At 72.3% G+C, this 18,196-nt stretch carries 22 protein-coding genes; 11 read left to right on the forward strand and 11 right to left on the reverse strand.

Annotated features, from left to right (window positions below; all coding sequences use genetic code 11):
• Positions 1 to 71: 71 nt before the first annotated feature.
• Positions 72 to 641 (reverse strand): hypothetical protein, encoded by a 570-nt coding sequence (locus tag AC1MGR_RS02740; protein ID WP_480233566.1) that lies wholly within the window; start codon positions 639 to 641, stop codon positions 72 to 74.
• A gap of 139 nt (positions 642 to 780) precedes the next feature.
• Positions 781 to 1,410 (reverse strand): thiol:disulfide interchange protein TlpA, encoded by a 630-nt coding sequence (tlpA, locus tag AC1MGR_RS02745; RefSeq protein WP_480234914.1) that lies wholly within the window; start codon positions 1,408 to 1,410, stop codon positions 781 to 783.
• 54 nt (positions 1,411 to 1,464) lie between these two features.
• Here tlpA and argH point away from each other — a divergent pair, with 54 nt between their 5' ends.
• The 3 genes from argH (at position 1,465) to AC1MGR_RS02760 (ending at position 4,061) form a co-directional block, all read left to right on the forward strand.
• Entirely contained in the window at positions 1,465 to 2,850 is a 1,386-nt protein-coding gene (argH, locus tag AC1MGR_RS02750) for an argininosuccinate lyase (protein WP_480233567.1), read from the forward strand.
• Positions 2,851 to 2,943: 93 nt separating this feature from the next.
• Positions 2,944 to 3,264, forward strand: a complete 321-nt coding sequence (locus AC1MGR_RS02755; RefSeq protein WP_480233568.1) for a hypothetical protein — start codon at positions 2,944 to 2,946, stop codon at positions 3,262 to 3,264.
• A 101-nt stretch (positions 3,265 to 3,365) separates the two neighbouring features.
• Positions 3,366 to 4,061 (forward strand): invasion associated locus b family protein, encoded by a 696-nt coding sequence (locus tag AC1MGR_RS02760; RefSeq protein WP_480233569.1) that lies wholly within the window; start codon positions 3,366 to 3,368, stop codon positions 4,059 to 4,061.
• Positions 4,062 to 4,128: 67 nt separating this feature from the next.
• Here the strand turns inward: AC1MGR_RS02760 and AC1MGR_RS02765 are convergent, their stop codons facing one another.
• The 3 genes from AC1MGR_RS02765 to AC1MGR_RS02775 all read right to left on the reverse strand — a co-directional run bounded on the left by AC1MGR_RS02765 (position 4,129) and on the right by AC1MGR_RS02775 (position 5,901).
• Entirely contained in the window at positions 4,129 to 5,070 is a 942-nt protein-coding gene (locus AC1MGR_RS02765) for an ABC transporter ATP-binding protein (RefSeq protein ID WP_480233570.1), read from the reverse strand.
• A 31-nt stretch (positions 5,071 to 5,101) separates the two neighbouring features.
• Positions 5,102 to 5,386: a hypothetical protein gene (locus tag AC1MGR_RS02770; RefSeq protein ID WP_480233571.1), complete on the reverse strand. Its 285-nt coding sequence runs from the start codon at positions 5,384 to 5,386 to the stop codon at positions 5,102 to 5,104.
• 194 nt (positions 5,387 to 5,580) lie between these two features.
• On the reverse strand, positions 5,581 to 5,901 hold the full coding sequence (locus tag AC1MGR_RS02775; protein ID WP_108036916.1) for a PetM family of cytochrome b6f complex subunit 7: 321 nt from the start codon (positions 5,899 to 5,901) through the stop codon (positions 5,581 to 5,583).
• 238 nt (positions 5,902 to 6,139) lie between these two features.
• Between AC1MGR_RS02775 and AC1MGR_RS02780 the strand changes: the two genes are divergently transcribed.
• Together AC1MGR_RS02780 and AC1MGR_RS02785 are read left to right on the forward strand one after the other, a co-directional pair.
• Positions 6,140 to 6,856, forward strand: a complete 717-nt coding sequence (locus AC1MGR_RS02780) for an HAD family hydrolase (RefSeq protein ID WP_480233572.1) — start codon at positions 6,140 to 6,142, stop codon at positions 6,854 to 6,856.
• 415 nt (positions 6,857 to 7,271) lie between these two features.
• A complete protein-coding gene (locus AC1MGR_RS02785) occupies positions 7,272 to 7,616 on the forward strand; it encodes a hypothetical protein (protein ID WP_480233573.1) in 345 nt (114 codons plus the stop codon).
• Between the two features lie 32 nt (positions 7,617 to 7,648).
• Here the strand turns inward: AC1MGR_RS02785 and AC1MGR_RS02790 are convergent, their stop codons facing one another.
• From AC1MGR_RS02790 to AC1MGR_RS02815, 6 genes are all read right to left on the reverse strand, one after another.
• Positions 7,649 to 8,347: a TenA family protein gene (locus tag AC1MGR_RS02790; protein ID WP_480233574.1), complete on the reverse strand. Its 699-nt coding sequence runs from the start codon at positions 8,345 to 8,347 to the stop codon at positions 7,649 to 7,651.
• On the reverse strand, positions 8,344 to 9,234 hold the full coding sequence (locus AC1MGR_RS02795) for an aldose 1-epimerase family protein (protein ID WP_480233575.1): 891 nt from the start codon (positions 9,232 to 9,234) through the stop codon (positions 8,344 to 8,346). Before AC1MGR_RS02795 ends, AC1MGR_RS02790 begins: the two co-directional genes overlap by 4 nt.
• 56 nt (positions 9,235 to 9,290) lie before the next feature.
• Positions 9,291 to 10,310 carry a penicillin-insensitive murein endopeptidase gene (mepA, locus tag AC1MGR_RS02800; RefSeq protein WP_108036908.1) on the reverse strand — a complete coding sequence of 340 codons (1,020 nt, stop codon included), beginning with the start codon at positions 10,308 to 10,310 and terminating at the stop codon, positions 9,291 to 9,293.
• Positions 10,311 to 10,445: 135 nt separating this feature from the next.
• Complete coding sequence (locus AC1MGR_RS02805) at positions 10,446 to 10,994, reverse strand: hypothetical protein (protein WP_480233576.1); 549 nt, start codon at positions 10,992 to 10,994, stop codon at positions 10,446 to 10,448.
• A 5-nt stretch (positions 10,995 to 10,999) separates the two neighbouring features.
• Positions 11,000 to 11,209 carry a TOBE domain-containing protein gene (locus AC1MGR_RS02810; protein ID WP_055948660.1) on the reverse strand — a complete coding sequence of 70 codons (210 nt, stop codon included), beginning with the start codon at positions 11,207 to 11,209 and terminating at the stop codon, positions 11,000 to 11,002.
• 138 nt (positions 11,210 to 11,347) lie between these two features.
• Positions 11,348 to 11,704 carry a DUF2293 domain-containing protein gene (locus AC1MGR_RS02815; RefSeq protein ID WP_480234915.1) on the reverse strand — a complete coding sequence of 119 codons (357 nt, stop codon included), beginning with the start codon at positions 11,702 to 11,704 and terminating at the stop codon, positions 11,348 to 11,350.
• Between the two features lie 392 nt (positions 11,705 to 12,096).
• Here AC1MGR_RS02815 and AC1MGR_RS02820 point away from each other — a divergent pair, with 392 nt between their 5' ends.
• The 6 genes from AC1MGR_RS02820 to ssuD all read left to right on the forward strand — a co-directional run bounded on the left by AC1MGR_RS02820 (position 12,097) and on the right by ssuD (position 18,155).
• Positions 12,097 to 13,182, forward strand: a complete 1,086-nt coding sequence (locus AC1MGR_RS02820) for an HD domain-containing phosphohydrolase (protein ID WP_181259680.1) — start codon at positions 12,097 to 12,099, stop codon at positions 13,180 to 13,182.
• 342 nt (positions 13,183 to 13,524) lie between these two features.
• The gene (msuE, locus tag AC1MGR_RS02825) at positions 13,525 to 14,121 is read left to right on the forward strand and encodes an FMN reductase (protein ID WP_480233577.1); all 597 of its coding nucleotides are present in this window, start codon (positions 13,525 to 13,527) and stop codon (positions 14,119 to 14,121) included.
• A 13-nt stretch (positions 14,122 to 14,134) separates the two neighbouring features.
• Complete coding sequence (locus AC1MGR_RS02830; protein WP_480233578.1) at positions 14,135 to 15,121, forward strand: aliphatic sulfonate ABC transporter substrate-binding protein; 987 nt, start codon at positions 14,135 to 14,137, stop codon at positions 15,119 to 15,121.
• Between the two features lie 5 nt (positions 15,122 to 15,126).
• A complete protein-coding gene (gene ssuC, locus AC1MGR_RS02835) occupies positions 15,127 to 15,924 on the forward strand; it encodes an aliphatic sulfonate ABC transporter permease SsuC (RefSeq protein ID WP_480233579.1) in 798 nt (265 codons plus the stop codon).
• A gap of 189 nt (positions 15,925 to 16,113) precedes the next feature.
• Positions 16,114 to 16,959 (forward strand): ATP-binding cassette domain-containing protein, encoded by an 846-nt coding sequence (locus tag AC1MGR_RS02840; RefSeq protein WP_108036897.1) that lies wholly within the window; start codon positions 16,114 to 16,116, stop codon positions 16,957 to 16,959.
• 32 nt (positions 16,960 to 16,991) lie between these two features.
• Positions 16,992 to 18,155, forward strand: a complete 1,164-nt coding sequence (gene ssuD / locus AC1MGR_RS02845; RefSeq protein WP_480233580.1) for an FMNH2-dependent alkanesulfonate monooxygenase — start codon at positions 16,992 to 16,994, stop codon at positions 18,153 to 18,155.
• The last annotated feature ends 41 nt before the right edge of the window (positions 18,156 to 18,196 follow it).

Raw genomic sequence — 18,196 nt, forward strand, 5'->3', positions numbered from 1 at the left:
GCAGGTCTTTGTAGCCAGTGACGAAGTTCGTCACGAATGATCGTCATCTGTAATCCACCATGATTGAATAATCAGGGCGATAGCCTCCAGTTCGACTGATGAATGACCAGCGTCATTCCACGCTCGTCCGGGCTCTTCACCGATTGGCTCGTATAGTCCGCCGTGCCCGACATCCCAGCGTATTTGCCCGTTCCGCCGATGAAGACATGCGTACCCTTGGCACCCTTGGCTTCGTAGGTGGAAAAGATCTGGTCGCCATCGGTGTCGCTGTCGATGCAGGAGCCACGGTTGAGCGCTTCGCCGCCGACGACCTCGCGCGTTCCGAGGCAGCGCGTACCCATGGTGTTGAACATCGGGCCACCGGACTCGTTGCGGGTGATTCCGGAGCTGTCATAGGTCGTGACGGTCCGCTCGCCGAGCTTCATCGTGACGAAGGCGGCGGTGACGTAGGTGGTGGCGTAGCTGTCGGTGCCGCTGCGCGGCAGTTCGGCTGTCCGGGCGAGGGGCGCGGCTAGAAGTGCCGCGAAGAAAAAACCCAGATTCTTGACATGATGATCAGGCCTCCGTCTGTGAACAGGCGCAGAGACACTCGCATCGATTCGATGTCGATCGATCATGATCGCGACGAAACTGCCCGACAACGGGCGATGTCCCCCTTTCGACTAACGAAAAAGGTTTATCTCCCTGTCCGTGACTGACGAGGACCCTGCGGTGAGTGTTCTGTCCTGACGGCGACCCTTGCGCGACCCGTCCGGGGGGATCCTCGGATCCCCGCGGGGCTCAGGATCGCCCGAGGGCGGCCTCGATCAGCCGGACGCCGTCGGCGCTGTCCCACTCGGCCGGTCCCTTCATCACCCCGAGGGTGCAGCCGGCGCCGTCGACCAGGAGGGTGGTGGGCAGGCCCAGGGAGCCGGTGGCCTTCTGGATCGCCGGCAGGACCCGGCCGCCGGGATCGGCATAGTAGGCCAAGCGCGCGATGCCGTTCTGCTTGAGCCAGGCGGGGGGCGCCGCGAGGTTACGGGTGTCGACGTTGATCGCCATCACGGTGAAGTCCGGCCCGCCGAGCCGGGCCTGGAGCCGGTCGAGGGCCGGCATCTCGGCCTTGCAGGGGGCGCACCAGGTCGCCCACAGGTTCACGAGGCGCAGGCCCGCCACGCCGTCCAGGGTGGCGTCGGTTCCCTCCGGGCCCTTGAAGGCCAGGGCCGGCGCGGGCATCGGCGCGGTCGCGACCTGGAGGGCGGCGACCTCGCCCCGGGCCAGGGGGGTGATCCGGGCCGCCGCGGCGGCCGAGCCCGCGCAGGGGCCGGCGGAGTTGCCGCCGGTCGAGCCCGTCCCGTATACGGCAAGCCATGTGCCGAAGAGGGCAACGAGGGCGGCTCCGCCGGCGAGGGCCGCCCGGGTGCCGGGCATCATCGTTGCTTGCCCGGGTGGGCGGGGCGAAGGGCTGGAAGGGTCATTGACAGCATGAGCAACCGGATGTGGGGCGGGCGCTTCGCGAGCGGCCCCGCCGAGATCATGGAGGAGATCAACGCCTCCATCGGGTTCGACAAGCGCCTCGCGCCCCAGGACATCCGCGGCTCGCTGGCGCATGTGGCGATGCTGGGTGCGGCCGGCATCCTGCCATCCGCCGATGTGGCCGCGATTCAAGACGGCCTCAAGGCCGTGCGCGACGAAATCGAGGCGGGCGGCTTCGTGTTCAAGCGCGAGCTCGAGGACATCCACATGTCCGTCGAGAGCCGCCTCACCGAGATCGTCGGCCCGGCGGCCGGGCGCCTGCACACCGCGCGCTCGCGCAACGACCAGGTCGCCACCGACATGAAGCTGTGGGTGCGCGACACCCTGGACAGCCTCGACGCGCAGGCGGCCGACCTGCAGCGGGCCCTGGCCGAGAAGGCCCTGGCCCATGCGGGCACGGTGATGCCGGGCTTCACCCACCTGCAATCGGCCCAGCCCGTCACCTTCGGGCACCATTGCCTCGCCTACGTGGAGATGCTGGCCCGCGACCGCGGCCGGTTCCGCGATGCCCGGGCGCGCCTGAACGAGTGCCCCCTCGGCGCCGCGGCGCTGGCCGGCACCTCTTTCCCCATCGACCGCCACGCCACGGCCGCGGCGCTCGGGTTCGACCGGCCGACGGCGAACTCGCTGGATTCGGTGGCCGACCGCGACTTCGCCCTGGAATCGCTCGCCGCCGCCTCGATCTGCGCGGTCCACCTCTCGCGCTTCGCCGAGGAACTGGTGGTCTGGACCTCGGCCCAGTTCAACTTCGTCCGGCTGTCGGACGGCTACACCACCGGCTCCTCGATCATGCCGCAGAAGCGCAACCCGGACGCGGCGGAGCTGGTGCGGGCCAAGGCCGGCCGCGTCATCGGCGCGCTCACGGGCCTGCTCATCGTGATGAAGGGCCTGCCGCTGGCCTATTCGAAGGACATGCAGGAGGACAAGGAGGGCACCTTCGACGCCCTCCAGGCGCTCTCCCTGTGTCTCGCCGCCATGACCGGCATGGTGCGCGACCTCGAGCCCAACGCCCCGGTGCTGGCCCGCGCCGCCGGGTCCGGCTACGCCACCGCCACCGACCTCGCCGACTGGCTGGTGCGCGAGCTCGGCCTGCCGTTCCGCGAGGCCCATCACGTCACCGGGCGCCTCGTCGGCGCGGCCTCCGCCCGCAACGTCGGGCTGGAGGAGCTCTCCCTGGCCGAGATGCAGGCCGCCGAGCCGCGGATCACGCAGGCGGTCTACGCCGTGCTCGGCGTCGAGAACTCCGTCTCCAGCCGCACCAGCTACGGCGGCACCGCGCCGGACAACGTACGGTCGCAGGCGAACCGCTGGCTCGCGGCGCTCGGGCAGGCCTGAGTCGAAAAGAACCGGACCCGGGGCAGGTGCGTTCACGGCTCAGCTATGTGATGCTGTGTAGGACCCTGTCCCGAGCCCCTCGGAGATCTTCTCATGCCCGCTGAAAGCTGGATTGCGCCGGATGACGTCCCCGCCCTCGCGGCCGAGGCCACGGCGCTGATCGACGCCACCCTGAGCCGCCTGCCCGAGGCCGACCGGACCGCCTTCTGGGCCTCCGTGCGCAAGTGCTACAACACGCCCTACAACGATCCGAAGCCCCGCGCGCTGCCGCGGGTGCAGATGCCCGAAGCCTCCGCGGCGGCGGGTCCGGCCTCCGCGGAATCCTCCCCCCTGCCGACGCTGACCGTCCCCGCCCTCGCGAGCGTGATGGCGGCGCTGCCGGGGGGGTTCTCCGCCGAGCCCCACGCCGCCTGATCGGGGCGGGACACGCAATCCTGAAACCGGCGCCGCGCGGCGCCGCACATCCGGACGGTCGGCCGGGTCTTCCGGTCCGGAGACGTCCCGAAGGGTCTTCCATGGTTCCTGTTCTGCGACGCGGCCTCCGGCTCGGGGCCGCCATCCTGGTCCTGTCCGGTCCCGCCGCCCTCGTCGGCGCCCCCCATCCCCTCGCGGTCGGCCCGGCGCAGGCCCAAGCCCAGGAGGCCGCCCCCGAGGCGGCGGAGGCCCCGAGCCGCAAGAAGTCCCGCCGCGGGCGCGAGCGGGCCGCGAAGACCCCCGTGACGGCGCCCGGGATGCAGCAGGCCACGCCGGTGGCGATCTTCGGCGACTGGAACGTCTTCGCCAACGGCCAGGGCAAGACCCGCGTCTGCTATGCCATCGCCCAGCCGCAGACGCGCTCGCCCAAGACTCTGAAGCGCGACACGGCCTACCTCTTCGTCACCGTGCGCAAGGCCGAGAACGTGGCCAACGAGGTCGCGGTGATGCTCGGCTTCCCGGCCAAGCCGGCGAGCAGCCAGGCCAAGGCCAATGCCGGCCCGGCGCCCACCGACCCGACCCTGAACCTCGGCGCCACCCGCTACGGCCTCGTCACCAAGGACAACAACGCCTGGCTCCAGAACCCGGCGGAGGAGACCCGGGTGGTCACCGAGATGAGCCGCACGCCGAAGCTGCAGATCAAGACCACCTCCCTGCGCGGCAATCCCACCAGCGACGAGTACGCCCTGGCGGGGTTCGGCGACGCGATGAAGCGCGCCCGCGAGGAGTGCAAGTAGGCGAAAAGTGCAAGTAGGTGGGGACCGAGTAGGCGGGAACCAGGGGGCCGAAGGCGGGGCGCCGGGGCTACGTCGCCGCCCGGGCCGCCTCGGCCCGGATCGCCGCCAGGGTGAGATGGGCCGGCGGGCCGTCGCCGGTCAGATTGAGTCCGTCGGCGCCGGTGGCGAGGAGGAGCGACAGCGCCTCCCGCAGGGACGCCCCGGCCGCGAGCGCGGGGGCGTCCGGCAGGGCGCCGGGGTGCCCCATGCTCCCGGCAGCGATGAGGGCGAGGCGGCGCAGGGCCCGGTCCTGCCCGACGAAGCCGGCGACGAAGGGATCGGCCGGGGCGGCCAGGAGGCGCGCGGGCGGATCGGCCTGGACGATGCGGCCGTCGCGCATCAGCACGACGCGGTCGCCCATCCGCATCGCCTCGTCGATGTCGTGGGTGACGATGAGCACGGTCTTGCCCAGGCGCCGCAGGATCGCGCCGATCTCGGCCTGCAGGCGGTCGCGGGCGACGGGGTCCACGGCGCCGAAGGGCTCGTCCATGAGCAGGACCGGGGGATCGGCGGCGAGCGCCCGGGCGACGCCGACGCGCTGGCGCTGGCCGCCGGAGAGTTCGTGCGGGCGCCGGGCCCGGTACTGCGCTGGATCGAGGCCGACGAGGTCGAGCATCGCGTCGACCCGCTCGGCGATCCGGGCCCGTTTCCAGCCGAGCAGGCCCGGCACGGTGCCGATGTTGTCGGCGACGCTGCGATGGGGAAACAGGCCGACGCCCTGGAGCACGTAGCCGATGCGCCGGCGCAGGGCGACGGGGTCGCCCCGCATCACGTCCTGGCCGGCCACCAGCACCCGGCCGGAATCCGGCTCGACCAGCCGGTTGACCATGCGGAGCGTGGTGGACTTGCCGCAGCCGGACGGGCCGATCAGGGCGCAGACGCTGCCCTCGGCGACGGCGAGGTCGAGGGCGTCGACGGCCGGGCGTTCGGCCCCGGGGAACCGCTTGCTGACGCCCTCCAGGCGGATCACGGGGCCTGGGCCGGCGCGCGGTCCGGCGGCCTCAGCAGCCCTTGCAGATCGAGCCCATGGTGGTGCGCATCTTGGTGTCCCAGGCCTTGTCGCGGGCGGCGGAGGCGCGCTGGGCCTTGGCCATGTCCGCCTCGGTGGAGGCGCGGGTGTAGGGCGCCTTGCCCGCATCCGCGCGGCCCGGCGGCTTGGTCACCCCGGTGGGGGCGATGTTGCGCTGGGGGGCGCCCGGGGACGGCTGCGCCAGGACCGGCGCGGCGCCGAGCAGGAGGGCAAGGGTGGAGGCGGCGGCGATGCGGGACATGAGGGCGCGGGACATGCGGGCGAAGGATCCCTGACAGGTGACGGGGCGTCGGGACGATCGGACGTGACCGGTCCCGCGACCCGCTGGTCCCCTGCGTCTACGACGGGGACCGTTCAGGATTATGGCACCTCGGCCGGACGGCGCGAGGGCGGCGGGCGGCAGCGCGTGCGAAATGGCACCCGCGTCCGCAGGCGCCCGCCCGTCCCTGCTCAGGGGCCGCTGAGGAAGCCGATCCGTTCCCGCGCGGGCTGGCCGAGCCAGAGCAGCACGGCCCCGATCACGAGCCCGATCACGGCGGCGGGCGCCAGGGTCAGGGGCAGGACGAGGATCTTCCAGAGCCAGGGGGCGACGCTCTCCACCGTGCCCTGGAGGGCGTTCGCCCGGTCCTTGAACAGGGTGAAGGCGAGGTCGCTGACGCTGGTGACGCGCAGGGTGTTGTTCGCGACGGAGCGGGCCCCGTCGTAGACGAGGCAGACGAAGCCCGCCGCCAGGAAGACGAGGCCGAGGAAGCGGCTGAGGAAACGGACCATCGCACCCGATCGCACCCGCCGGCATCCGCGCCGGCCCTGAGGCTGAGTAGAAGGGCGCGCCGACGGGCGCAAGCCACGAGGCCTTGGCCTTGGCCGCCCCGAGGCCCCGGCCACGGACGCCCCGAGCGCCCGCGCCTGCCGGCCGCGCGGTTTGCGCCGGATCGCGTCCGCGCCATATGCGGGCAGGGGCCGCGCGGCAGGCGGGGCCCGGCCGCAACCCGAGACCCGACCCGAACCCATGCGCGACGCCTCCACCCTCCTTCACCCGGTGCCCGCGCCCGGTGAGACGGCCCCCTCCCTCTCGCTGGTGATCTTCGATTGCGACGGGGTGCTCGTGGACAGCGAGCCGATCAGCCTGGCGCGCCTCACCGCCGGCCTCAACCGCATCGGCGTGCCCATCGACGTGGAGACCGTCCGGGCGCGCTTCGCCGGCACCTCGATGGTCTCGATCATGGGCCACATCGCGCAGGATTACGGGATCACGGCGCCGGAGGGCTTCGTCGAGGCCGTGAAGGCGGACACCCTGCGCGCCTTCGACACGGAGCTGCGCGCGGTCGCGGGCGTCGCCGCGGCGGTCTCGGCCCTCGGGCTGCCCTCCTGCGTCGCCTCCAGCAGCGACCCCGTGCGCCTGCGCCATTCCCTGGGGCTGACGGGGCTGCTGCCGCTGTTCGAGGGGCGGATCTTCTCCTCCACCATGGTGGCGCGGGGCAAGCCGGCGCCGGACCTGTTCCTCCATGCCGCCGCCGCGATGGGGGTCGCCCCAGAGGCCTGCCTCGTCATCGAGGACAGCGTGCCCGGCGTCACGGCGGCCCGCGCCGCCGGCATGCGCGTCGTCGGCTTCAGCGGAGGCGGGCACTGGAACCACGACCCGGCAGCCACGGACCTGACCCGGGCCGGCGCTGCCCGGATCTTTCGCGATTACCGGGACCTCGCCGCCGTCATCGCGGCCGCCTGAACCCGGACTTGCGAAGCGGAACCCGGACTTGCGAAGGAAGCGCGCGTTCCGGGCTCCGAGCGGGGCCGTTTCTGCCACGGACTGTGCTGCATTCGGAAGATCGATCCGTTGACGAAACGCAACGGGATGAGCATCTTCAAGACGTTCGGCGACGCCTTGCGCTGTCGTCGGGCCGCGGTGATTTGAAGTGTGTAGCTTGCGCCGCGTCATCAAACGCTAAAGCACCGCGATGCGCTCGCGCCTCGTGGTCCTTCTTGGAAAGGATGACTTGCCGTGACTGTCTGCAACGCACGCCATCAGCGGGGCGATGCCCCGAGTCTCCGGTCCCGATACGGCTGTTGTCGACGCTGACCACACCCGCGCGTCCCACCGTTCGTCTCGCGCCGGCCCCGTGCCGGCCACCGGAGTCCTTGTCATGCCGCATCTTCAGATCGAGGCCGAGCGGGCGCTGAATCGCCTGCACGCGGCCCCCAGCCTCGTGGATCACCGGGCGGAACGCGCCCGCAACCGCCTCCATGCGGAACGCCATGCGGAACCCGCCCCGCCGCGGGTCATCGAGGTCGGCGAGATCACCGCCGGCATCGCCGTGCCGGAGCCCGGCGGCGTGCGCTTCTTCGCGTCGAGCCGCGACTTCGCGCCCCTCGACGGCACGGTCTACCGCAGCGTCGAGCAGGCGGCCCGCGCCGCCCGGGACCGGTTCCGCAGCCGGACCCGTCCCGCGGCCCACGCCCGGGGCGCCCGGCTCCAGGCCGTCTCATAGTCAAGCCGTCTGACGGGGCGAGGCCGCCCGCCTCAGACCGGCCAGGCCGCCCCGCGATAGGCCCCGTCCCAGAACAGGTATTCGAGGCGGGTGGCCTGGGTGTAGGCGCGGTGCATCCGGGCCCGGACCTCCGGCGCGGCGCCCTCGGCGGCCTCGTCGGTGGCCGCGATCATGGCGGCCACCGCCTGCGCGAAGTCCTCGCCCGCATAGGTGTCGATCCAGGCGCGGTACGGATTGTCGGCCCGCGCCCGGGCGAAGATGTCCCGGCCGATCTCGGCATAAATCCAGAAGCAGGGGAGCAGCGCGCCGAGCACCACCTCGTAGGGCTCCGCATAGGCGGTGGCCACGAGGTAGGAGACGTAGTGGTCGCAGGGCGGCGAGAGCGGGGTCTGCGCGAAGGTCTCGGCGTCGATGCCGTAATCGCGGAAGAAGCCGCCGTGGAGCGAGCGCTCCACCACGATGGCGGTCTCGGCCGCCCGGGCGAACTGCACCATCCGGTCGGGGTTCGGCGCCTTGGCGGCGGCCAGCGCCAGGGCACGTCCGAAGCCCATGAGGTAGTGCGCGTCCTGCACGATGTAGTGGATGAACCGCGCCTGCGCGAGGCTGCCGGCGGCGAGCTCGGCGTTGAAGGGCATGGTGCGGATGGCCTCGTAGGCCGCCGCGTTGCGGGTCCAGGCCTCGCTCGAGAAAGCCTCTGCCGAGAAAGCTTTTCCTGAGAGCGCGTCGGTCATGCCCGGTTCTCCCGCTCGAAGGACAGCGTGACGCCGTGGCGCGCGCGGGCCCCCGGCGCCAGCAGGCGCTGCGAATCCCGGTCCTTGAGATCGCCCGAGAAGCCGGCCCAGTCGGCATGGCCGGTCCAGCATTCCAGCGACAGGAAGGGCGCCGTCGGCTTGGTCCAGACCGCGAGATGGGGGAAATCCGACACCGCGAGGCGGATCGCCGTGCCGTCGGGGCCGGTGAAGCGCATCCAGCTGCTCGCCGCATCCCGGAAGACCAGGGCCTCGGTGAACAGGGCCGGATCGAGGGGCAGGGTATCGCCCGCGAGCGGAATCGGCCGCTCGTCGCGCAGGAGGAGGCCGCCCGCCCCGACCTCGGGGGCGAAGGGGCGCTCCGGGTGCTCGAAGCGGACGGCGTAGCCGCCCCCGGCCGCCCGGGCGCCGCCGGCGAAGGGCCAGGGGAAGGCGGGGTGGAAGCCGAGCCCGTAGGGAAGGGGCACCGTGTCGGTGTTCTCGATCCAGATCTCGAGATCCAGGAGGCCGGGGCCGACCCGGGCGGTGATGTCGAGGCGGAAGGCGTAGGGGTAGTGCACCCGGGTCTCTTCGCTGTCGGCGAGGCGCAGGCTCACGCTGTCGCCGGACCGCTCGATCACCGTGAAGGGCAGGTCGCGGGCGAAGCCGTGCTGCGGCATCGGGTAGGCCGCGTCGCCCACATGGACCGTGGCGTCGGTTGAGGCACCCACCACCGGGAAAAGCCACGGCGCGTGCCGGTTCCAGTGGGCGGGATCGCCGCTCCAGAGATACTCGCGGCCGCCCACCTGCCAGGAGACGGGCTCGGCCCCGTCGGCGTCGATGACCGCCTGCGTGCCGTCGCCGGCCATGATCGTGATCCGTTCGCCCATCGCTCGTCCTGTCGTCCGGCTGGCCGCCCCCGCGCCGGGAGCGGCGGGAGAGGTCCTCAGCGCGCCTTCAGCACCGCCCGGCAGGCGGCGGGCAGGGCCGCCATCGTCATCGGCGGCTTCGGGCGCGGCGGCTTCGTCGCGGGCTTCGGGTTCATGATCGCGTCGCTGAACCAGTAGGCCAGCTCCTCGCCGCAGCCGTCGCCGGCGGGCGGCGGGGCCTGATCGCCGCACTGGTCCTGGCCTGCCGGGCAGGAAAGGCGGATGTGGTAGTGGTAATTGTGCCCGTACATCGGCCGCACCTTCGAGAGCCAGGCGCGGTCGCCGCCGGCCTCGCGGCACAGGGCCTTCTTGATCGCCGGGTTGACGAAGATCCGCGCCACCTCGCGCTCCTGCGCCGTCATCCGGATCAGCTTGAGGTGCTCGGGGGTCCAGACCTGCGGGTCGATGTCGAGGCGGTCGGGGCGGACCACGTTGGTGGCGGAGGTCTCCTCGCGCTCGACCCGGCTCATGCGGTGGTCCGGCATCGGGGTCAGCCAGATGTCGGCGTCGAGGCCGAGCTGGTGCGAGGCGTGGCCGGTGAGCATCGGGCCGCCGCGGGGCTGGGACATGTCGCCGACGAGGAGGCCGTTCCAGCCGATGCGGGGTGCCTTGGCGGCGAGGCGCTCCAGGAAGTCGACCAGGGGCGGGGTGCCCCACATCCGGTTGCGCGACAGGCGCATCACCTGCCAGGTCGGCCCGTCGACGGCCAGGGCCTCGCCACCGGAGAAGCAGCCCTTGGCGTAGGAGCCGTAGGCGTGGGCGGGGCCCGGCGCCGGGGTGGTGGCCCGGCCGAACAGGGCCTTCGCCGGCGTGTCCGGGGCGTCCGGGTTGGCCAGCGGCGGCAGGGGCTTCGGGTTGACGGTGCCGCGGTCCTGGGCCGCAGCGGGCAGGCCGAGACAGGCGCCGAGGAGCAGGAACGTCGCGAGGCGGAGGCGAAGGGTCAGCGGAAGGCTCCCGGGATCGCGACCCCGCCGGGCGGGGCGCCGAGGATCGTCTGAGGCGAAGGGTCTGGGTCTCGCGCCCACGCTGGAGTTCATCGGGGATCGGCGGAAACCGGTCATCCCGGGACGACGAAACGAGAGGAAAGAAATCCAGAGTCCGCCGGGTTCGGGATGAACCCTGCAGACTCTAGTCCATCGGGGATCGCCCCGTCGAGGGTCCGCAGTGCCGCCCTAGTCCACCGGTGCCACGGCGATCCGGATCGCGTCGACGGGCGCATTGCTGATCAGGAGGGTGATCGGCGCGGTGCCGAGCTGGAACCGCACGCTCTTGGCGAGCATCGGGCAGCCGGGACGCATCGTGCTGGCCGTCGGAGGGCGCGGGGTCTTGTCGTCCTGGCTCACGTCGATCCAGGCCCGGTCCGACAGGGTGACCTGATAGGCGCCGGGGGCCAGGGGCGCCTCGAGGTGCAGCACGCCGCCGTAGGAGCCGGGCTTCGGCTCCCGCGAGGGCGCGAAGGGCGCGGCGACCGCGTCCTGCGGCTTCAGGGCGAGGATCGCAGCCGGCATCGCGGCCGCCAGGGTGCCGCCGGATTCCACCCGCGGCAGGCCCGCGGCCGAGAACCAGGCCTGCTCGCGCAGGAGCGACCAGTCGAACTGCGTGCAGGCCGCCGGGTCCGCGGCCGGCGACGCGCCGGGCTCGCGGGCGGGCTGCGCCTGCGCCCCGGTGGCGGACTGCGCCAGGAGGGACGCGGAGAGCGCGAGCGCGGCGAGCCGGCGCATCGTCCTCAATCCACCGCGACCAGGACGTCGGAAGACTTGACCACGGCATAGGCCTCGCCGCCCACGGTCAGCTTCAGGCTGTCGACGGATTCGTTGGTGATCGAGGCGGTGACCAGCTGGCCGCCGGCGATCTCGATCTTCACGTGGGCCGTGGTGGCCCCCTTCTCGACCGAGACGACCTTGCCCTTGAGGACGTTGCGTGCGCTGATCTTCATGACGATGGGTTCCCTGCACTGTCGCTGTCCCGGCCAAGACGGATGGGCCGGCGCGGCGGGACGATGCCGTCGGCGCCGGCGCGGTGCAACCCGTCCGGATGCAACCCAGCACCGGAGCCCACGCGACCGTGATCGGGCTCACGGGGTTTCGTCGTTCTCCGCCTCCGCGTTCCCCTCCTCCGCGTTTTCTTGCGCCGCAGTTTCCTCCTCCGAGACCCGCCGGCGTGAGCCCCAGGCGGCGAGGGCGGCGTTGAGGTCGTCGAGGACGAAGTGGCGGGCGCTGTCGCGGTCGTAGCCCTCCGCCAGCAGGTCGTCGTACTCGGTGAAGACGTGGCGGGCATAGGCCACGAGGGCGAGCCAGGCCGCGTTGTCCGGGCGCGCGTTGCGCAGGCCCGGGCTCGCCAGGGCGCGGTCGATCACCGCCTCGGTCTCGAAATCCGGCAGGCGCGGAGCCACCTGCGCCAGGGCCGCCGCCACCGCCTCGCGCCGGTTCATCGCCCGCTCTCCCGTCATCGTCGCCCTCCGCCCGCATCCGAGCCGGGCCGGCACGAGGTGCGCGACCGCGCCGCAAAAGTCCACGACCGCCGCGGCCGTGGTTTGCCGTCTCACGCATCGCGGGTCGTCACGGGCCCGTTCGGCCGCGCGGCCCCCGGCGACCGCCCCGGATTCGAGAGGTTGACAAGCTCTCGGCGCGCGCGCGCAGCCTGATCTGTGCCAAATCGGGATTTTGTATACGCTGACACCCCTCGCTCATCCGCAGAGACCACGTAGAGGAAGTGCCACGACTGCCTGATGCTTTGTCGTGAATTGTTCGATAATGATTTGGTGTCAAATGTTGAGGGTCGGGCTCGGAAGCCGGACCGCGCACCAGGTTGACGGACCCGCTCGTGACCCAGGACAACTCCGTTCTCATCGTTTCGGATAGGCCGCAACTGGCGGCCCTGCTCTGCCGCGCCGTCGAGAACGTGATCGCCTGCCGCTGCATCGAGCCCCACGACGCCCTGCCGGTGGTGCTGCCCCTCGTCGCCGTGGTCGACGTCAACGGCGACGCGCGCCTCGCCGCCGCCTGGATCGCCCGTCTCCACGGCTCGCGGATCGCCAGCCTGCAACTGACCAACGAGCCCCCCGCCGCGCGCGGCCGGGCCGCCGTCGCCACCCGCACCCTCCGGGCGGATGCGCCCCGCACGGCGGTCCTCGGCACGCTCTTCGCCCTGGTGGACACCTGGCAGGCCGCCCGCCGGAGCGCCGTCGCCGCCCCCGTCCGGAAGGTCCGGGACATCGCCGAGCGGGCGCGGGCCGCCGTCGGCCTGGTGGCCGGCGCCTTCGAGGCGGCCGAGGCCGGCCGTCCCGTGAGCGCGGAGGGGGTCGATGCCGGCACCGAGCTGATCCTGGCCGCCGTCTCCGATTCCGGCATCCGCACCTGGCTCGACGTGATCCAGAGCCACGACCAGCAGCTCTACCAGCACTCGCTCAGCGTCGCCGGCTACGCCGCCGCCTTCGGGGCCGGCCTGCGGCTCGCCCGCGCCGACCAGAAGCGCCTGGCGCGCGCCGCGCTCCTGCACGATGTCGGCAAGGCCAAGATCCCCTTGGCGATCCTGAACAAGCCCGGTCGCCTCACCGCGGAGGAGATGGCGGTGATGCGCACCCATCCGGCCATCGGCGCCGACCTCCTGACCGCCCAGGAGGGGTTCGACGCCGCGACCCTCGCCGTGGTGCGCTCGCACCACGAGATGCTCGATGGCAGCGGCTATCCCGACGGCCTCGCGGGGGCGGCGATCCCCGACCTCGTGCGCCTCGTCACCATCTGCGACATCCACTCGGCCCTGACCGAGCGGCGCCCCTATCGCGATCCGCTGCCCCACGGGGAGGCCCATGCCCTGATGCAGGGCATGCTGCCCAAGCTCGATGCCGACCTCCTGGCGGCGTTCCGCCGGGTCGTGCTGCAGGGCGTTCTCGACGACGCCGTCGCCTGAGGCGCGATCCCGGGCGCCGTCCGGCCTTGCGAGGCCCGATGCCGCCCCGATCCCGAGGCTTTCGAAGAATCGCGGCACGATAATGCCTGTCGAACGGGATCATCTCCCGCAGGCGCACACCCCGGAGAGATCCTCTCCGCGATGGCGCGCATTCAAAAGAACGTTTCATTGATTCTCGTGCGGGCAACGGGCACGTTTTCATCAGAACGAAGTCACGGAAAACCCGTGGCAGAGCCCATTTCACCGAGCAGAGATCTCTAGATACTCTCGTGTTGACCAGCGCTCGTCTTGGGCGATGGCACCGTCACGTCTGGAGATCTTGGCGCACACGAAAGTCGCCCCATGTCGTTGCCCCGCATCGTCGGCTTCACCGCCAATCTCCAGCGCCCCTCGAAGACCCGGGCGCTGGCCGAGTCCCTCGCCGAGGCGGTGGGCACGCACCTGCGGGCGGAGATCCGCCTGTTCGACATGGTGGATGCCGGCCCGGGGCTCGGCGCCGCCTGGTCGCGGGACCTGCTGCCGCTGCCGGCCCGCCGCATCGTCGAGGCCATCGAGGGCGCCGACGCGCTCATCGTCGGCTCGCCGGTGTACAAGGGCGCCTATACGGGCCTGTTCAAGCACCTGTTCGACTTCGTCGATCCGGCCGCCCTGGTGGGCAAGCCCGTGATCCTCTCGGCCACCGGCGGCGGCCCCCGCCACGCCCTGGTGGTCGAGCATGCCCTGCGCCCGCTCTTCGGGTTCTTCAGCGCCCACACCATCCCGAGCGCGGTCTACGGCTCGGACGAGGATTTTCGCGACGGCGTCCTCGTCGATCCGGGCGTGAAGGCCCGCATCGCGGACGCGGCGGGCCAGCTCGCGGACCTGCTCCAGGCCCGGGCCGCCCGGATCGCCGGGCCGGAGGCCGCGGCCCCGGTCGCCGCCTTCGCCAGCGCCGGCTGAGGGCGCCCCGCCGATGCTCTCCCGACGCACCCTCCTGGCCGGCGCCCTGGCGGCTGGCCTGCCCGGCACGGCCCTGCCCGGGAAAGCCCTGTCCGGGAAGGCCCTGGCCGGGGAGGCCGGCACCTTCCGGATCGGCTACCAGAAGAACGGCATCCTCGTCGTCGCCAAGCAGCAGGGCACCATCGAGCGGGCCCTGAAGCCGCTGGGCGTGGCGGTGCGCTGGACCGAGTTCTCGTTCGGTCCCCCCGTCCTCGAAGCCCTCGGCATGGGCGCCATCGATTTCGGCCAGACCGGGGCGCCGCCCCCGGTCTTCGCCCAGGCCGCCGGCAACACCCTGCTCTACGTGGCGGCCCAGGATGCGGGCGGCTCCGGCGAGGCGATCCTGGTGCCGCAGGGCTCGCCCCTGACGACCCTCGCCGACCTCAAGGGCAGGCGCGTCGCCTTCGCCAAGGGCTCGAGCGCCCACTACCTCGTGGTCCGCGCCCTGGAGAAGGCGGGGCTGGCCTACACGGACATCGAGCCCGTGACCCTGGCGCCCGCCGATGCGGCGGCGGCCTTCGCGCGGGGCGCCGTCGACGCCTGGGCGATCTGGGACCCCTACTTCGCCATCGCCGAGCGCCAGCCCGGCACCCGCATCCTGGCCAGCGCCGTCGAGATCGAGAAGCCCACCAACTTCTTCCTGGGCAACCGGGACTTCACCAACGCCAACGCCCCCGTGGTCCAGGCGGTGGTCGGCGCCCTGGCCGAGGTGGCCGCCTGGTGCGAGGCCCATCGCCCGGAGGTGGCCGCGCTGCTCTCCAAGGGCACCGGCGTGCCCCTCGACGCGACCCAGCGCGCCGTCGACCGCAGCGTCTACGTCATCGCCCCGCTCTCCGAGCCGGTCGTCGCCGGCCAGCAGCGCGTGGCCGACCGCTTCCAGGCCCTCGGCCTGATCGCCAATCCCATCCGCGTCCGCGATGCCGTGTGGACGCCGCCGGTCCCCCCGGCGAGCAAGGGCTGAACCGCATGACGACCTCCCTCAGCACCCCCTCTCTCGGCACCCGCACCCTCGAGCGCCTGACGCCCTGGCTGGTGCCCGCCGCGATCCTGCTCGGCTGGCAGGTGGCCGCCTCCACGGGCCTCGTCTCCACCCGCTTCATGCCGGCCCCCTCGGGGGTCGTCGCGGCGGGCTGGCAGGCGGCCCGCAGCGGCGAGCTCTGGAGCAACCTCTCGATCAGCTTCGCCCGGGCGGCCGTCGGCTTCCTGATCGGCGGCGGCATCGGCTTCGTCCTCGGCCTCGCCAACGGCCTGTCGCGGCTCTCCGAGCGCCTCACCGACACGACCCTGCAGATGATCCGCAACATCCCGCACCTGTCGCTGATCCCGCTCGTGATCCTGTGGTTCGGCATCGACGAGGAGGCCAAGCTCTTCCTCGTGGCCATCGGGGTGTTCTTCCCCGTCTACGCCAACACCCTGCACGGCATCCGCTCGGTGGATCCGCAGCTCGTGGAGATGGGCCGGGTCTACGGCATGTCGCCCGCCACCCTGTTCCGGCGCGTGGTCCTGCCGGGCGCGCTGCCCTCGATCTTCGTGGGCCTGCGCTACGCGCTGGGCATCATGTGGCTGACGCTCATCGTGGCCGAGACGATCTCGGCCTCCTCCGGCCTCGGCTACATGGCGATGCAGGCCCGCGAGTTCATGCTGGTGGACGTCGTGGTGCTGGCGATCGTGATCTATGCCGGCCTCGGCAAGGCCGCCGACGCGGTGACCCGCCTGCTGGAGCGCCGGTTCCTGGCCTGGAACCCGGCCTACCGGAACGCCTGACGCGGCGGCGGCTCTCCTGCCCCTTGCGGGGAGGAGTTGGAGGTGGGGGTGGTTGGGTGACCCTCCGCCGACTGAGGCCAGCGGAGCCACCCCCACCCCGACCCCTCCCCACACGGGGGAGGGAGTGCCCGAGCTTCGACGCCCGATGGCGTCGTGTCCCGACCCATCCCCCCTTTCCCGGTCCGTCCCATGCTCGCCACCGCCCTCCGCGTCCCAGAGGATTCCCAGATCCGCGATCCGAAACCCCGCGAGGTCGCCGTGCCGAAGGCGCAGGCCCGGCCCGCGCCCGCGCCCTCCGCGACCGGCATCGGCGTCACGATCCGCGACCTGCGGAAGGACTTCGACGGCCACACGGTGATCGAGGGCCTCGACCTGCACATCCCGGCCGGCCAGTTCGTGGCCGTGGTCGGGCGCTCGGGCTGCGGCAAGAGCACCCTGCTGCGCCTGATCCTCGGCCTGGAGCAGCCGAGCGCCGGCCGGATCGCCCTCGAAACGCGGGCGGTGCGGACCCCGCCGAAGCGGATCATGTTCCAGGAGCCGCGCCTGCTGCCCTGGGCCCGGGTCGTGGACAACGTCGCGGTCGGCCTCGGCGAGGGCGGCCCCAGGGCGGAGCGCCGCGCCAGGGCCGAGGCGGCCCTCGCCGAGGTCGGCCTCTCCGAGAAATCCGGCAACTGGCCCGCGACCCTGTCGGGCGGCCAGCGCCAGCGGGTGGCGCTGGCCCGCGCCCTCGTCAGCCGCCCGGGGCTGCTCGCCCTCGACGAGCCGCTGGGCGCCCTCGACGCCCTGACCCGCATCGACATGCAGGCGATGATCGAGCGGATCTGGCGGGCGCAGGGGTTCACCGCGATCCTCGTCACCCACGACGTCGCGGAAGCCGTGGCCATGGCCGACCGCATCCTCGTGGTGGAGGCCGGCCGCATCGCCCTCGACGTCGGCGTGGACGTGCCGCGCCCGCGCCGGCGGGGCGACGCCGACCTCGCGGCCCTGGAAGGCCGCATCCTCGACCACCTGTTGTCCGAGCGCGCGCCCGCCTGAGCGCCGCCGCCCCATCCGAGAGAGTATTGCCCATGACCGGACAGACCGACGTTCTCTGGTTCCTCCCCACCCACGGCGACGGCCGCTACCTCGGCGCCCAGGAGGGCGCCCGCGACGTCTCGCTCGCCTATCTGCGCCAGATCGCTCAAGGAGCGGACGAGCTCGGCTATTACGGCGTGCTGCTGCCCACCGGGCGCTCCTGCGAGGATTCCTGGGTGGTGGCCTCGGCGCTGGCGCCCCTGACGAAGCGCCTGCGCTTCCTCGTGGCCGTCCGCCCCGGCCTGCAGGAGCCCGCGATGGCCGCCCGCATGGCCGCGACCCTGGACCGGATCTCGGATGGGCGCCTGCTCATCAACGTCGTCACGGGCGGCGACCCGGTGGAGCTGCGCGGCGACGGCGTCTTCCTCGACCATGACGAGCGCTACGTCGTGACGGACGAGTTCCTGCACATCTGGCGCGGGCTGATGTCGGGCGAGACGGTGTCCTACGAGGGCAAGCACCTCCGGGTAGAGGAGGGCCGGGTGATCTTCACGCCCGTGCAGAAACCCTATCCGCCGCTCTACTTCGGCGGCTCCTCGCCGGCCGGCATCGCGGTCGCGGCCGAGCATTGCGAGGTCTACCTCACCTGGGGCGAGCCCCCGGCCGGCGTCGCCGAGAAGATCGCCAAGGCCCGGGAGGCCGCCGACCGCAAGGGCAAGACGTTCTCCTACGGGATCCGCCTGCACGTCATCGTGCGCGAGACCGAGGGCGAGGCCTGGGCCGCGGCCGAGAGCCTGATCTCGCGCCTCGACGACGCGACCATCGCCAAGGCGCAGGCCACCCTGAAGCGCCAGGATTCCGTCGGCCAGAGCCGCATGATGGCCCTGCACGGGGGCGACCGCACCAAGCTCGAGGTCTCGCCGAACCTCTGGGCCGGCGTCGGCCTGGTGCGCGGCGGCGCCGGCACGGCTCTCGTCGGCTCGGCCGATCAGGTGGCCGACCGGATGAAGGAGTACATCGACCTCGGCATCGACCGCTTCATCCTCTCGGGTTACCCGCACCTGGAGGAGGCCTACCGCTTCGCCGAGCTGGTCTTCCCCAAGCTCCCCTTGCGCGCCACCACCGGCGTCGTGCCCACGAACGCCCGCAACAACGGCCCGTTCGGGGAGGTCATCGCCAACGACATCGTCCCGAGCCGCCGCATCGCGGCGCATTGAGGGGGGGCTCCCTCTCGCTCGCGTCCCCCTCCCCCCCTGTG

It is taken from the genome of Methylobacterium sp. BI1 (assembly GCF_056680125.1).

Bases quoted from the DNA above. Each gene is read 5' to 3' on its own strand.
- AC1MGR_RS02770 (WP_480233571.1), bottom strand. From the start codon at position 5,386: ATGTCCCGCGCCCTCATGTCCCGCATCGCCGCCGCCTCCACCCTTGCC.
- AC1MGR_RS02790 (WP_480233574.1), bottom strand. From the start codon at position 8,347: ATGACCGACGCGCTCTCAGGAAAAGCTTTCTCGGCAGAGGCTTTCTCG.
- AC1MGR_RS02815 (WP_480234915.1), bottom strand. From the start codon at position 11,704: ATGAACCGGCGCGAGGCGGTGGCGGCGGCCCTGGCGCAGGTGGCTCCG.
- AC1MGR_RS02810 (WP_055948660.1), bottom strand. From the start codon at position 11,209: ATGAAGATCAGCGCACGCAACGTCCTCAAGGGCAAGGTCGTCTCGGTC.
- AC1MGR_RS02780 (WP_480233572.1), top strand. From the start codon at position 6,140: ATGCGCGACGCCTCCACCCTCCTTCACCCGGTGCCCGCGCCCGGTGAG.
- AC1MGR_RS02785 (WP_480233573.1), top strand. From the start codon at position 7,272: ATGCCGCATCTTCAGATCGAGGCCGAGCGGGCGCTGAATCGCCTGCAC.
- mepA (WP_108036908.1), bottom strand. From the start codon at position 10,310: ATGAACTCCAGCGTGGGCGCGAGACCCAGACCCTTCGCCTCAGACGAT.
- ssuC (WP_480233579.1), top strand. From the start codon at position 15,127: ATGACGACCTCCCTCAGCACCCCCTCTCTCGGCACCCGCACCCTCGAG.
- AC1MGR_RS02760 (WP_480233569.1), top strand. From the start codon at position 3,366: ATGGTTCCTGTTCTGCGACGCGGCCTCCGGCTCGGGGCCGCCATCCTG.
- AC1MGR_RS02840 (WP_108036897.1), top strand. From the start codon at position 16,114: ATGCTCGCCACCGCCCTCCGCGTCCCAGAGGATTCCCAGATCCGCGAT.
- msuE (WP_480233577.1), top strand. From the start codon at position 13,525: ATGTCGTTGCCCCGCATCGTCGGCTTCACCGCCAATCTCCAGCGCCCC.
- AC1MGR_RS02805 (WP_480233576.1), bottom strand. From the start codon at position 10,994: ATGCGCCGGCTCGCCGCGCTCGCGCTCTCCGCGTCCCTCCTGGCGCAG.
- AC1MGR_RS02755 (WP_480233568.1), top strand. From the start codon at position 2,944: ATGCCCGCTGAAAGCTGGATTGCGCCGGATGACGTCCCCGCCCTCGCG.
- ssuD (WP_480233580.1), top strand. From the start codon at position 16,992: ATGACCGGACAGACCGACGTTCTCTGGTTCCTCCCCACCCACGGCGAC.
- AC1MGR_RS02795 (WP_480233575.1), bottom strand. From the start codon at position 9,234: ATGGGCGAACGGATCACGATCATGGCCGGCGACGGCACGCAGGCGGTC.
- tlpA (WP_480234914.1), bottom strand. From the start codon at position 1,410: ATGCCCGGCACCCGGGCGGCCCTCGCCGGCGGAGCCGCCCTCGTTGCC.
- AC1MGR_RS02775 (WP_108036916.1), bottom strand. From the start codon at position 5,901: ATGGTCCGTTTCCTCAGCCGCTTCCTCGGCCTCGTCTTCCTGGCGGCG.
- argH (WP_480233567.1), top strand. From the start codon at position 1,465: ATGAGCAACCGGATGTGGGGCGGGCGCTTCGCGAGCGGCCCCGCCGAG.
- AC1MGR_RS02830 (WP_480233578.1), top strand. From the start codon at position 14,135: ATGCTCTCCCGACGCACCCTCCTGGCCGGCGCCCTGGCGGCTGGCCTG.